We start from the raw sequence: 13,941 nt of genomic DNA on the forward strand, positions 1-13,941 counted from the left end.
GCTTGCAGACATCTGCAAGCTTCAGCGTGTAGACAAACCCTCGCATTCTTTGTCAGTCCTGCGTGCTGGTGCTCACGAATGTCAAATTCGCTCCGCGCCAGTACTCGTCCTTCCTAGGGCTGCAAAGGTTTTCTATCACGCTGAAAAGAAGACAAAGGGCTAAAATAAAGTTCATTTTAGCCCTTTGTCAACAATCTGGAGCTTGCAGACACTGCAAGCTTTTTGAATTATCCTTCTCTTATTATACGCTGGAACAAAAGGGGGCGATGACGAGTAAAGGAGTCAATCAAGCCCTCACCGAAAATCGTGATGCTTTGCTCCCAAGGGTGTCCTAGTAAACCCCAGGTCATCTCTTTTGATAAAAAGAAATAGTCATCTCCATTTGGGAGCACAGGAACTCTCCATTCTCCAAATTCATCTTTTTCAAATGAGCCGTATGGTGTGATCCAATAGCATTCGTGCTGCCAATCAAGTACCTGCATATATTCGCCGGTTCCGGTGATATTCTCCTGAAAAGACAGCAGTGCCTTCTTTTCAAGGTCTTCATCCGCACTTAGGAGAGAAGGGTCCTCGAAATAAGCAGAGATATCATATGTGATGTAAGGAGAGGGTGCTTGAAAACCGGGAAAGCGAGAAATGCTTGGGTTAAATTTAAACTTTTGATCAAATGTTTTCCATGCGTACTTTAGTTCTTTGTCTGACAGTGGAATCCAGTTTTCCATAGTATCTCCCTTTCAAGCACTTCTCTCAAAAAACTATTTGAAAATCCTAAACCATCCTTTATGTTTAAACCACAAAAGCATCCCTGAGACAAGCAAACCCATGAAAATCAGTACGCCAAAATAGCCATATTTCCAGTGTAATTCAGGCATGTTATCAAAGTTCATCCCATACACCCCAACAATAAAGGTGAGTGGAATAAAAATCGTCGAGACAATGGTCAGTGTCATCATGATGGCATTCATTCGGTTGGAATTTAGTGTTTGATAGCTGTCTCGTAAATCGGCTGTCATATCACGGTTTGACTCAACGATCTCTGTTAGTTTCAATAGATGATCATAAATATCATTAAAATATGCTTGCCGGTTTGCATCGCTTTTCATCATATTCGTATTCACAATTCGATATAAGAGGTCCCTCATCGGGATAATGGTTCTGCGCAGTTTGAGCAAATCGGATCGAATACCGAATACTTCGTTCATTAATGTACCATACGTTTTATGCCCTTCTTCATCCTCGATTTCATTGAGCCTGTCCTCAATTTGATAAATAATAGGAAAATAATCATCGACGAGCTGGTCAATCAGCATATAAGCCATATGCTCTGGACCGCTCTCACGTGCTTTGTCAGACCCTTTGAGCTTTCGAATGACTCGATCAATGTAGGGCGCTTCCTTCAAATGAAAAGTAACGATATAGTTTTCTCCAACAAACAGGTCGACTTCTTCAGATCGAAGTGTTTTTTGATTGAGGGCATGAAGGACGAAAAATAAATACCCTTCATAAAAATCAAGCTTTGGCCGCTGTAAATAATGGAAGCAATCTTCAATCGCAAGCGGATGGAACTGAAAAAATTCCTTTAACAGTGCTGCTTCCTTTTCCGTTGGCGCATAAAAATCAATCCAATACCAGGCAATATCGGGGCTTGAAAGCTGCTGCAATGTTGCATGTTCAATCAAGTCGCCGTTTTTTGTCACTGCAAGTTTTTTCAGCATGTGCACCCCTCCAGACTTGCATTATATCATGAAGCAGCAGCGGTGAACTTATACGTTTTCACCATAAAAAAGCCGATCTCATCGCTGAGATCGGTCCAATGTGCGTGTATGATTGATGGATAAAGCGAGAATTAAGGACGATGGAACGTAACGAATTTATTTTGACGGTCAAACCAGCCTCTAAATGCCCAGTTATCCCAGCCGCCATCGCCGTTGTTTTTAAATGTACCGCTCTCAAAAACCCAAATACCGTAAACAACATTACCAAGGTTAGCAGTAGCGAAAGTTTTCACGCCATTAAAGCGGTCTTCATAGTTTTGGCTTAGGTTAAAGACCATGACGTTATATCTGCCGCCAGCAGCATAGAATGTGCTTTCCATTACACCTTTAACGAATCCAGAACGGTTGGCATTTGCATTTACTGCGTTAATGATTGCATTGGCAATTCCAAGGACATCGAAATTGACGTTAACATTAGGACTAGCTGTCGTTCCAGCTTTACCTTCAGCAGCTTTGTTTAAAACAGTTTGCTGTAGTGTAGTAGAGACGGGTGCTGATGATGTTTTTTCAGCAGCGTCAGCGAATACTGGTAGTGTCGAAGAAACAGCAGTGGCAAGGGCAACAGAAAGAATTGTTTTTTTCATTGGTCGGATCTCCTTTGTTTTTAAATTTTGGGTCTTCTTTTAGTAAAACGTGAAACTAGGTAAAGCCGGTTATCAATGAGGTAAATATGTTCCTGCAAGATGAAACAAATGATTGCCTAATCCGCTAATTCCTTTGTTCACCTCCTTGATATGTCATAATTATACAAATATTTTTAGGATCGAAGATATCACCCATAGGTTCTATTTCTAATTTAAGGAAAAAGCTCCTAAAATGTTGAAGATTGCTGTCGAATTTTAGCTGAATTCGACTAAAAATTTTCATCTATCCAAAAGGAGAATGACCATAAATAAGGAAGATATAACTGATAAATTCTTGTACTCTTTATATTTAAAAGTATTCAATATAGAGAATCATTCATGCAAAGTGAAACAATCACATCTGCGTGTGTTGGCAGAAAGGAAGAGGGAAAACATGTGGGAAAAACACCTATTGGTTGAACCGCCCTATCACTTCGATCAAGTGCTGAGACGTTTGTCGAGCGATCCATTAAAGGCGGTCGATCTGGATAAAAGAGAAATCAAAGTACCGATGAGGCTGAATCATAAACCGTACATTGCAGTCGTTCAAGCGACAGGAACAAAAGAAGCGCCTTCGTTCCGGATACAGGCTAACGGGCCGGAGGAAGCCATCCTTTCTGAGGTGAAGCGGATATTTGGCATGGAGCATCAATTACATGCCGTGCATGACCATTTTGCTCAAACAAATCTTGCGCCCATTTTTGAACGTCATATCGGAACGCCGCTTATGCTGGATTTCCATCTATATCATTGCTTGATGAAATGCATCATTCATCAGCAGCTCAATCTTGCATTTGCTTATGAGCTGACGAAACGGTTTGTTCATACGTATGGTGAGCAAATCGACGGCGTTTGGTTTGACCCTTTACCGGAAACCATTGCATCACTTGAAACCGATGATTTGAGAAAACTGCAATTCAGTCAGCGAAAAGCGGAATATGTCATTGATGTCTCAAAGCGAATAGTGAGCGGCTCTCTGGATTTAGAAGAATTACACGACTTACCGGATATTGAAATTGAAGAACGTCTGCTTCCGATTAGAGGGATTGGACCTTGGACGGTTCAAAATGTCCTCATGAATGGACTTGGAAGACCAAATCTCTTTCCAATGGCAGATATCGGGATTCAAAATGCGATCAAACGTCACTTTGACCTGCCAGAAAAGCCAACAAAAGAAGAGATGGCAGTTTTAAGCAAGGAGTGGGCACCGTATTTAAGCTACGCCTCCCTTTATTTATGGAGAAGTATTGAGACAGACAAATAATTGAAAGGCATTTTCTCTCTTCGTCCAAGTCGTGATATACTATTCAGATGGAATAAAATGAGGACAACCGATAAAGGTTTAAATAGAACGGAGAGAATAAACGTGAAAGAAAAACAGCAAGGAGCCCTTCTGCAAAAGGGGCAGCAGTTCCCGCTTACCATTAAACGCCTTGGCATTAATGGGGAAGGGGTCGGTTATTTTAAAAAGCAAGTGGTCTTTGTCCCAGGTGCACTTCCAGGTGAGGAAGTAGTAGTGGAAGCAACGAATGTTCAAGCGAAATATGCAGAAGGTACGGTGAGGAAAGTTCGCAAGCGCTCAGAACATCGAGTGAAACCGCCGTGCCCAGTATACGAAGAGTGCGGAGGCTGTCAGCTTCAACATTTGGCGTATGAGCAGCAGTTAAAGGAAAAACGCGATATTGTCATTCAATCAATGGAGCGTCATACAAAGCTGTCGGTTGAAAAGATCGACATTAGACCAACAATTGGTATGGAAGATCCGTGGCACTACCGGAATAAAAGTCAGTTCCAAGTCGGAAGATCACATAGCGGCGACATCATCGCAGGGCTTTATGGGCTGAATTCTCATAAACTTGTCCCAATCAAGGAATGTATCGTCCAGCATCCGAAAACGAACAAAACAACAGGCGTCGTCCGCAAAATTTTAGAGAAATTCGGCGTATCTGTCTACAACGAGCGGACAAGAAAAGGCGACGTGCGCTCGATTGTTGTGCGTGTCGGCTTTGAAACAGGTGAAGTCCAAGTCGTCCTTGTCACATCAAAGCCTGAGTTTCCAAAGAAAAAAGAAATCGCCGAAGCCATTCAAAAACGTCTGCCAGAAGTGACGTCTATTATGCACAATATCAATGGCGAAAAAACATCAGTCATCTTTGGGCATAAAACATCGCACCTAGCTGGCAACATGGTCATCCAAGAATTTTTAGGAGACGTCTCATTTGAATTGAGTGCACGGGCTTTCTTCCAATTGAATCCGAAGCAGACATTAAAGCTTTACGACGAAGCGAAAAAAGCGGCCAAACTGACTGGCAAAGAAAAGGTAGTCGATGCGTATTGCGGTGTTGGAACCATTGGAATGTGGATCTCAGATGGCGCAAAAGAAGTAAGAGGTATGGATGTCATCAAAGAATCAATTGATGACGCGAAGAAAAATGCCAAAAAACACGGCATGAAAAACGCGACTTATGTGACAGGCACAGCCGAACACTGGCTGCCAAAATGGGTTAAAGAAGGCTTCCGTCCCGATGTTATCGTCGTCGACCCGCCAAGAACAGGCTGCGAACGCACTTTCCTAGACACCGTCAAACAAGTCAAACCAAAACGCTTTGTCTACGTCTCTTGCAACCCATCTACACTAGCAAAAGACCTCGAATACATGTCAAAAGACTACAAGATCGAATACATGCAGCCAGTGGATATGTTCCCGCATACGGCGCATGTGGAGTGTGTTGTATCAATGGTAAGACTGTAAAAAGTGAAGTAAATAAAAGACTGTCCGTAATTTGAATACTAGTGTCTAGCTGGTAGGATAACTACGGATTTTTTTATATACTAATCCATGGGTGTCGATCAGAGTAAACCATATGAATGAGGTAGAGGAGGATGGAAATGAGTCAATTCGAGATTCTAACAAAATACATACCGATGCTTCACGAGGACCATATCGGAGAATGGGTCATAGATCAAGAAAATGATGGAACAGCGGAACACCCGATTCAGATGCCCTATGTGAATTATTCCGAAACGGTCCGTCGTTTTATCGAGGATGTCTATACATTTGCAGAACAGCATCAAGAACTGGAGGTTACCCGCTATAGAGAGATCCTCAAAGAAAATGGAATTGAATGGGGAATGAACGACATGGAGGATGTGGACGTTTCCAATTTAAATTCGCAGTGTGTGCTGGCTCTCATCATGGGGGTTCTGAGAGCTGAACGATTTTGCGAGGGTGTCATACTCGATTTCTTTAAAAACGGAGCTATTGTCAAGTGGCTTGAAAGATTGGAACGTTTGGAGTAAGAGAGACTAGATTTTGGGGTGATCCAATGAAAAACAAAACAGATGTAGCCCGCATGTTTCCTCCTATGAAAATAGAAGAAATTGATCATAATTTATTATATGATTTTGATGCAATAAAAATGGAAAAAGAAGATGAACGTATAAAATTCATTTTACAAGATCCCTATTGTCCTGATAAACATCATATTCACAGTGTGTATGTCATCTATAAAAGGTCTATACTCAATTTACTTGAAGGTAGGATTCGTTCTATTCATAGTCATGAATTCATGACTGCTAAGAAAAAGGATCAAACGATTTCTATAGAAGATATAGAATATGTATTAGAGATCGCTACAGTTTTGGTTCTTGCAAGTGGAAATAATGGAATATTGACGAATTATTTTTATAGTGGAGTCGGACAAAGGTTAGATTGTATTTTTAATCTATGCTTAGGTTATTCAACAGATTTACAAAAGAAAGAGCATAAAGTAAGTTTGCAACGATTTATGGATGATATAAAGATTGTTGAAGAGATGGGATTGTTAGAAAAAATAGTAGGATAATGAGCAAAACCTAGATTTTAGAGAAATCTAGGTTTTTTCGTGCTTTTGAAAAATTTAATCAACTTCATGTTGACCTTCCCCTTAACTGAAAGGTTTATACTGTGATCAGATCAACAAATCGGAGGAGATGCAGGATGTTCAAGATCGGCGATTTTTCTATGTTAAGTAAAGTGCCTGTCAAAACCTTAAGATATTATGACCAAATTGATTTATTAAAGCCTCAGCAGATCGATCAAGATTCGGGATACCGTTATTACTCAGCTGAGCAGCTACTTGAGGTCAATCGAATTTTTCTCTATAAGGAATTAGGCTTTACGTTAAAACAAATGGGGCAGCTTCTTCGTGAAGATATTTCGGTAGAGCAGATTCAGGGCATGTTTCTCTTGAAAGAGAGTGAGATTCAGCAATTGATCGAGAGAGAACAGCAGAAATTAGCCCGTATTAAGGAGCGGATGCACCTCATCAAACGAGAGGGTTGTGTTGAAAAAGAACAGGAGGTCATCATCAAATCGGTTGAAAGCAAACGCATCATGTCTTTTCAATCCAACGGAACTGTTGATGAAATCCCATCATTCTTTCAAACGTTTCATCATTTGTTACATAAACACCCGCAAGAATTGAACTCAGAGCCACAAATCGTGCTGTGGAGGGAATCACTTGCTAAAGAAAGTGAGTTCGAATTTGAGGTTGGGTATTCCGCTAAAGCGTTAAGGGGCTCTCTTCCTCAGGGAATTACGATGCGCACGTTACCAGCTGAAGAAACCATGGCGACACTATTATTTCATTCACAATCCCCATTTGCACAATCTGCTTGTGTTGACTTGGCGACATGGATCGAACATAACGGATACCGCGTGAAAGATGATCAGCCGGGCCGAGAAATCTATTACCCATTGTCAGAAAATGAAGAAGGCAGACTCATTGAAATTCAAATTCCTATTAAGAATGAAATCAAATCGTAAACATGGCCCAAAGGAGAAACGTCACGATGAAAAATAAAACCGTTGTCTATTTACTTGCTTTAGCAGCTTTTTTAATCGGAACGATCGAATACATCATTACTGGCATTATTCAAATGGTCGCACATGATTTACATGTCACAACGTCTACTGCTGGCTTATTGGTCACATCTTTAGCACTTTCGGCCGCAATCGGTGCACCGATTGTCATCGCACTAACCATCAATATGGACCGCAGAAAAATATTATCATGGGCGCTGATCATTTTTATTTTAAGTAACTTTATCACAAGTATCAGCCATTCGTTTGAAATGGTCATGATCACAAGAATTTTACAAGGAATCAGTGGGGGAACGGCGATTGTAGTGGCGATGGCGGTTGCAACTCGTCTTGTAGAACGGGAAAAAAGAGGAACAGCCATTGGCATCATTTTAATGGGATTAAGCAGCTCCTTGGTTTTAGGCGTTCCAATCGGGACATTTCTAAGCAGTATGATCGGATGGAAAGCATTATTCGCAGCCATTGGAGTGATCACGCTTATTCCGCTGATTGTGGTGTATAGGCGGATCCCTTCTATGAAAGAACAAGAATCGGTGACGCTTCGTATGCAATTATCGATTTTAAAAGACAAGCGAATATTGCTTGCAGTGGCAGTCACGTTATTCTATGTAGGGGGATATTCGACTTTATTTACCTATTTAACGCCTTTCCTCCAAAAATCAGCCAACCTAAGCATCACAGAAATCAGTGGCATTTTGTTACTAGCGGGAATATGCAGCTTTTTAGGATCAAGTCTTGGAGGGATGGCAGCAGATAAAAAAGGACCCATCTTCACGATTTTTTCTGGCATCATCTTGCAAATCATGATGCTCATGCTACTAGCATTTGTCACAGGGAATCTCGTGGTCATGGTGGCTGTTATCATGATATGGATGATCGCAACATGGAGTACATCACCAGCTCAGCAGCTGTATCTTGTAACCCTTGTTCCAAAATCTCCTGATATCGCATTAAGTGTCAATACATCATTTATTCAATTCGGATTTGCTTTAGGCTCGGGGTTAGGGGGGATTGTATTGAGCAGGACATCTATATTGCACCTGAGCTGGATCAGTGCTGGAACGGTTCTTCTCGCTTTACTGATGGTGGCGTTTGACAGAATCTCTCAGCAGAAGAGTTTGAAGGTGATCGAGCAAGGAAGGTAACTTAAATTCAATTTTGTATGGAAGGGACTACTTATTTTGGGTAGTTCCTTTTTGGTTTGAAGAATGCACCATTAAAGTTGTTTATTTGATACAATAGGGGGCAATATCCAAAGATTGAAGGCATTCATATATTTCTTTTAAAAACGATGAATATCAAACAAAAGCACCACTAGGCGAGGAGAGAAAATAAATGCAAATAAGCGAGGAGATCATCAATCGAAAAGGTGCTCGAAAGGGGACTGATATCCCTCATGACGTCTTGTTCCTTTTGAATCAGGGAAAAATAGAGAGTGTAAATTTAACTGAATGGCTGGCTGTCAATCATATGACGTTATTACGTCATGTTTTGCCATCCGTTGGTTTAGACCATCATTTAGACGGTTTAACATCTAAGATCACTCAACAAAAGGCTGAGTCTGGAATGAAAGCAATTCGTCTTATCGGTCAATTGTTAGATGAATGGCTACAGAAAGAGAATGGGGAAAAACAAGCGGAAGTGCTACAGGCATTTACTCACCATGTATCTGATAGCGTCCGCTGTTGGGCTGCTTATATGAACAAACACCGTTTATCAACTTTGGAAGAGAAATTGGCGTACATTCAGCCATTTGCAGCTGATCCTCATTTTGGAGTTCGAGAAATTGCGTGGATGTCAGTGAGAGAAAGCCTAACGGATCAGCTCGATCAAAGTATAGAACATTTAACAGCATGGGCTAAAAGTAAAGATGAAAATATTCGCCGATTCTCAGTAGAAGCTATTCGCCCAAGAGGTGTTTGGACAAAGCATATTGAGTCATTAAAACAAGAGCCAATGAGGGCACAGCCTATTCTAGACTTGCTCAAATCTGATCCATCAACATATGTTCAAGATTCTGTAGGAAACTGGCTCAATGACGCTAGTAAAACACAACCAAATTGGGTCATAAACCTGTGTGAACAGTGGTTAAAAGATTCTGATACAAAAGCAACCAGCAGAATTGTCAAGAAAGCCAAAAGAACGATTGTGAAGGGGAATTTTTAAACACTAATATCAACTGATTAGACAGTCCATGAAAATGAGTAAGCAGTCAATTCAGCGGTTTGAGAATAGGACTAAACCCATAGAGGCAAGCGAAAAAGTAAAGGGGATTACTCTTTACTTTTTTCGTGTGAAAAACCAAATTCACAATAGAAAGGAAAAATATTGAAACATTTTTTCGATAAAAACGTAGTACAGATAGAGCTTTTATTAGAACCAATAGAGACGGAGAGGAGTATTGTATGGAACAAGTAGCACTGAAAAAAATGAGAACAAACCAATTAGTCACATGTAATTTAATAGCTGGCATCATGATCGTGACGTTTTCAATCTTTTTTCAATTCTTACATATTCAATTAACTCATTTGTTTTTTTGTCTAGGAATTGTCATGCTCTTTCAAAGTATTTTAGGATTTTTTAAAAGGAAATCAACAAAATCTATCATTCCAATTTTTGAGCAGGTAGCTATTTATGAAAAAGAGAAGTTAGGAAAAGAGTGGGAGAAAGAACAGAGAACAGAAAATATTTCGAGAGTAGTGTTGAGTGGTCTGATGTTTTTTCAGTCATTTAGCTTCCGAGATGTAACGAACCCATTCTTTGAAATACAACCTGCATTTCTATTTTTCTTAGTGGCTATGTTTCTAGTTATTATGAATGTAAGCATGCTTTTTCGCTTTAGAAAAATTGATCGATCTACTGAGGAACACGAATTAAAAGGGTATACAAAGGAATCAAATATGATGGGTTTGGTTTTAGGCCTTTTATCAGCTATCATCCTATTCGTTTTTATCGTCATATTCGTCCTTCCATAAGATAATCACTTAACAGATTGAGGTGAAACAAATGAATGAAACTCTACAGCATCTAATAGATGATACAAGAAAGAAGTTCGGCTTAGATGATTATCGTTTAAAAAACTACGAGTATTACCGAAATGTGAATATGTTTAATGAAACAATTTATAAATTGTGTATGGAATGGTTTCCTCCACATGAAACGGAACCTGTGGACGAAGATTTAAACCCGGATGGCACAGCCGTGATAGAAGTGAATCTGAATACAGGAAAGGTTGAGAGTGCTGTTTTTGTCATGGGTAAAACATATGCAAAGGAGGGTGTGTGCTTTGATAGCGGTCAGAATGACGCCATCAAATGGATTGAACAAGAAACAGGGTTGATATATGGAGAGCACTTTCACTTGCATAAGGAGGAAAAAGGGGAGCTTATTTTTGAGGAAAAAATTGCTGGTGTACCAGTGACCCCTTCGGGCATGATTGATGTGAAATGGGATGAACATGGACAACTCATTTACTTTGTTCTTCACGGCCCATTTGTTTCTATAAAAAAGCACAGGGCTGAAAAATATACGCTGCTCATTGAGAAGATTGAAAGCTTAGCCCTTCAGCAAGTGCAACGAATCGAATGGCCTTCCTTTGATCAGAATAAAATTCGTCCAATTTATGCGTTAGAAGAAGTGTATGTAAAGAATGATGGAACCGGAATCCTCCCGTTTGAAGGTACGATACAGGAACATCAATGTCTCAATATCAACCAAATCATCAAATGGGATGAACCAATAACTGAACCTTTTGTAAGAAAGGAATTAAATATTCAAGAAGACATCTCAGATGATCAAGCCTTTTCAATTGAACCCTCACCAGATACAATGCCCATAACAGAGGAAGAAAAAGATAAGTGTTTGAAAGCAGTTCAAAACTTGTTGAGTCAGGAATATCCTAACGACACCGGAAAATGGGTTTGCATTTCTCTTCATCGTGATCATTACATTCATGCAACAGTAAAAGCAAATAGACAAGAGAAAAGCTTGCTTACAGATAAAATCTTGATATTCATTGATGCCCTTACATTTGAAGCCGTTAATTACATAGATAGAAAAGAAATGTTTAAGGAGTGTGGCATGTTGGATGAACTCCAACCCCCTGGCGAAATCACCCTGACAAAACAAGAAGCCTTCGAAAAATTAAAAGATCGGTTAGAGCTGACCCCCATCTATGTATATGATTTTACAGAAAAGCAGTATGTCTTATGTGGAAAACTAGATTGTCATGATGGAGTGGATGCAGTGAGCGGGGAAGTCATTCCTTTACAGGATATTTGAATTGGCATTTTACGCTATCGAAAGAACAGTCAGTGCTGTTCTTTTTTTTGTCCCATCTCCCTCTTTTTTGCAGAAAAATGGAATATTGTAGCAGGAAGTTGTCGTTTCATCACGAAAGAAAACAGGTAAGAATATGATCATAGGTCCATTGTTTGGATTCGTGGTGGAGTCAATGAGAAGACATAGGAAACGTTATACATATTGAACATTCGTGACAGTACAGTTGATCTACAGTATCAAGTCTAAAAAGTGAGTGATCATGTCTCAAGCCGTATGCGAAAATACGTGTACCGAGATCATATGATGAGTTGGTTCCGTTTGTTTTTAGGTGAGTTTGAAGCCAAGTTAGAAGAAAGTGAGGATATCTACCTTGAGTACATTGGAAGTGTTTCGTCAGTTTTTGGTTGACCATTATCCTGCGTTACAAGATGAGCTTTGGCTGAAAGATGTTGATACCCTTCGAATCTCTCCTATTCTTCATCCTTTTCTGAAAAGCAAGCTGCCAGATGGGATTGAAAAATTCACTTGTGTCCTATTCACGCAGCAAACAGATCAAACCACTGCCCCGCTCAAAGTATACCTTCTATTAGATGAATATGGGCAATCGCTTTACGCCATTGATTTGATGAATGAACAAATCGTGCTTCATTAATACAGAACCAAAAAGCTGCTTGAGCTTGTCTCAGCAGCTTTTTTTATGATGAACATCAGTTTGTCATATCAACCAATCTGCGGTGCAAGTTGTCCAATTCTTTTTTTGTTGGAAAAGAGCTGATCAGCAGCGTAGATCGCCCGAACTGAAGAGGAAGCTCAGTATCGGTCACAATCATATCAATCCCAAGTTGATCCATCGTGACATCATTTAACGTATTTTCTGGACTTGTGAAAATGTGAATGAGAGGAGGCACACTTAATTTAATTAAATCAGCAATAAACAAACTATGATAATAACCTAATGTTGAAGTAACAAAAATGTTCAGCGCGTTTCTCCGTTCCATCTCCAAATGAACAAGCCCTCTCCAGGAAGATGTAATGATACGAATCAATTCCCGTTCATTTTTCACAAAAGAAGCGAGGATATCGTCTGTTTTTAACTCTTGGATGATATGACTAATCCTCGAATAGAAGTAGGGAAACTGTTTTTTCACCTCTGATAAATAGCTCGATTTCTTTTTGAAAAGGAATCCATCTCTCACGGTAATTTCATTGGAATACACATAATATTGGAGAAGAACGAGTGTCATCACCTTACGATTCGCTATTTCTTGATGAAAAATCGACTCCAACTGGGTGATAAATGAATGAATGGCATCATAGAGGCGTGGTGTATGCGACTGAAAGAACGTCAATTTTTCTTCGACAGACTCAATTGATTTAAAGTGTCCAATAGCTGGTTCGATCAATAGCAAAAAGACAAATTCATGATGATCCAGCGTCACATCAAATACGTCTTTGGCCATTCGGCAGATGTGCTCTTCCCATCTTCTAATTTGATCATAGATTCCTTTAGCTGTAGAGGTTTGTTTTTCTTCATTCATTGAGTATGTATATTTACGGCTGATTGTAAAACCTTTTCGCATTCGGTGAATGGAAACGCCGAGCCACAGGCAGTATTTATCTATCGCGACATCTGGTACATTGACTTCGAGCACCTGAAATAGTTCTTGTAATAAATGAACTGCGTCTTGTTTTTGAATATCATCAAATGGCCAAAGGCGGCTTCCATACACTTCAAATAAAAATTCAACAAAGAATTGACGAATCTCCTTCTCATTCCCATGGAACTGCATACTATCTGGGCGTAACTCGATGTCATAGGATGTAAGGATCGAGTTGATTTTATGAATCGTGTTATACAATGTGGATCTACTGATATTAAGCGTTTCCATCCATTCATAGAAAGATCTGTTTTCTTCAAAAAAAATGCCGTCAATCAATCGAATTTCAATCGTATCCTTTAGAATTTCTTTGATATAGTAATCCACTCGTATCGTCTGCGTATTACAAATGGATATACCTTGTCTTGGCTTTATGTGGATTAACGGTTCTCCGTTCTCGGTTTGGAACGATTTCATTTGTTCTAAATCGCTTTGAATGGCACGAACCGAACCGATATGTTCATTCGATATCTCTTGAAGGCTCCACCACTTATTTTTGGATACAAGCAATTTTAAAATGTTTATCCATCTCTTTGATTTATTATCAATGAGCTCCATCAAACAACTAACTCCTTCCTTTAGCTTGCCTCTATATTATGAAGTTCACTTAAAGAACATTTGATTCTCAAAATAGGCATGAAATGATTGTAATGTTTAGGCTAAATCGTTTTGTCTTCACTTTTCATGATAAAAGAGAAAAAAATTAGACGAAAACAAATGTTATGCCCTGATTCTCCATA

General features: G+C 39.6%; 14 protein-coding genes. 10 read left to right on the forward strand and 4 right to left on the reverse strand.

Annotated elements, in window-relative coordinates; all coding sequences use genetic code 11:
* Positions 1-227: 227 nt before the first annotated feature.
* The 3 genes from FXF70_RS15530 to FXF70_RS15540 all read right to left on the reverse strand — a co-directional run bounded on the left by FXF70_RS15530 (position 228) and on the right by FXF70_RS15540 (position 2,359).
* Positions 228-722, reverse strand: coding sequence for a DUF2716 domain-containing protein (locus tag FXF70_RS15530; protein ID WP_148780632.1), 495 nt, complete (start codon positions 720-722; stop codon positions 228-230).
* Between the two features lie 33 nt (positions 723-755).
* On the reverse strand, positions 756-1,715 hold the full coding sequence (corA, locus tag FXF70_RS15535; RefSeq protein WP_007496624.1) for a magnesium/cobalt transporter CorA: 960 nt from the start codon (positions 1,713-1,715) through the stop codon (positions 756-758).
* A gap of 131 nt (positions 1,716-1,846) precedes the next feature.
* Positions 1,847-2,359 (reverse strand): hypothetical protein, encoded by a 513-nt coding sequence (locus FXF70_RS15540; RefSeq protein ID WP_017366836.1) that lies wholly within the window; start codon positions 2,357-2,359, stop codon positions 1,847-1,849.
* Positions 2,360-2,792: 433 nt separating this feature from the next.
* Between FXF70_RS15540 and FXF70_RS15545 the strand changes: the two genes are divergently transcribed.
* The 10 genes from FXF70_RS15545 (at position 2,793) to FXF70_RS15590 (ending at position 12,195) form a co-directional block, all read left to right on the forward strand.
* A complete protein-coding gene (locus tag FXF70_RS15545; RefSeq protein ID WP_148780634.1) occupies positions 2,793-3,662 on the forward strand; it encodes a DNA-3-methyladenine glycosylase family protein in 870 nt (289 codons plus the stop codon).
* A 102-nt stretch (positions 3,663-3,764) separates the two neighbouring features.
* On the forward strand, positions 3,765-5,150 hold the full coding sequence (rlmD, locus tag FXF70_RS15550) for a 23S rRNA (uracil(1939)-C(5))-methyltransferase RlmD (RefSeq protein WP_395947870.1): 1,386 nt from the start codon (positions 3,765-3,767) through the stop codon (positions 5,148-5,150).
* A 137-nt stretch (positions 5,151-5,287) separates the two neighbouring features.
* Positions 5,288-5,698: a DUF6508 domain-containing protein gene (locus FXF70_RS15555; RefSeq protein WP_148780636.1), complete on the forward strand. Its 411-nt coding sequence runs from the start codon at positions 5,288-5,290 to the stop codon at positions 5,696-5,698.
* 26 nt (positions 5,699-5,724) lie between these two features.
* On the forward strand, positions 5,725-6,243 hold the full coding sequence (locus tag FXF70_RS15560) for a hypothetical protein (RefSeq protein WP_148780638.1): 519 nt from the start codon (positions 5,725-5,727) through the stop codon (positions 6,241-6,243).
* A gap of 134 nt (positions 6,244-6,377) precedes the next feature.
* The gene (locus FXF70_RS15565; protein ID WP_148780640.1) at positions 6,378-7,205 is read left to right on the forward strand and encodes a MerR family transcriptional regulator; all 828 of its coding nucleotides are present in this window, start codon (positions 6,378-6,380) and stop codon (positions 7,203-7,205) included.
* 26 nt (positions 7,206-7,231) lie between these two features.
* Positions 7,232-8,407 carry an MFS transporter gene (locus FXF70_RS15570; protein WP_148780643.1) on the forward strand — a complete coding sequence of 392 codons (1,176 nt, stop codon included), beginning with the start codon at positions 7,232-7,234 and terminating at the stop codon, positions 8,405-8,407.
* 190 nt (positions 8,408-8,597) lie between these two features.
* Positions 8,598-9,428, forward strand: a complete 831-nt coding sequence (locus tag FXF70_RS15575; RefSeq protein WP_148780645.1) for a DNA alkylation repair protein — start codon at positions 8,598-8,600, stop codon at positions 9,426-9,428.
* 239 nt (positions 9,429-9,667) lie between these two features.
* A complete protein-coding gene (locus tag FXF70_RS15580) occupies positions 9,668-10,237 on the forward strand; it encodes a hypothetical protein (protein WP_035703708.1) in 570 nt (189 codons plus the stop codon).
* 31 nt (positions 10,238-10,268) lie between these two features.
* Complete coding sequence (locus FXF70_RS15585) at positions 10,269-11,543, forward strand: hypothetical protein (protein WP_148780647.1); 1,275 nt, start codon at positions 10,269-10,271, stop codon at positions 11,541-11,543.
* Positions 11,544-11,913: 370 nt separating this feature from the next.
* Complete coding sequence (locus FXF70_RS15590; RefSeq protein WP_017366847.1) at positions 11,914-12,195, forward strand: hypothetical protein; 282 nt, start codon at positions 11,914-11,916, stop codon at positions 12,193-12,195.
* A gap of 55 nt (positions 12,196-12,250) precedes the next feature.
* Here the strand turns inward: FXF70_RS15590 and FXF70_RS15595 are convergent, their stop codons facing one another.
* Positions 12,251-13,759 (reverse strand): AcpB/EbpR/MafR family transcriptional regulator, encoded by a 1,509-nt coding sequence (locus FXF70_RS15595; protein ID WP_148780649.1) that lies wholly within the window; start codon positions 13,757-13,759, stop codon positions 12,251-12,253.
* Positions 13,760-13,941 lie beyond the last annotated feature (182 nt).

This window comes from Bacillus sp. Y3 (assembly GCF_008123875.1).
GTDB lineage: Bacteria > Bacillota > Bacilli > Bacillales > Bacillaceae > Bacillus > Bacillus altitudinis.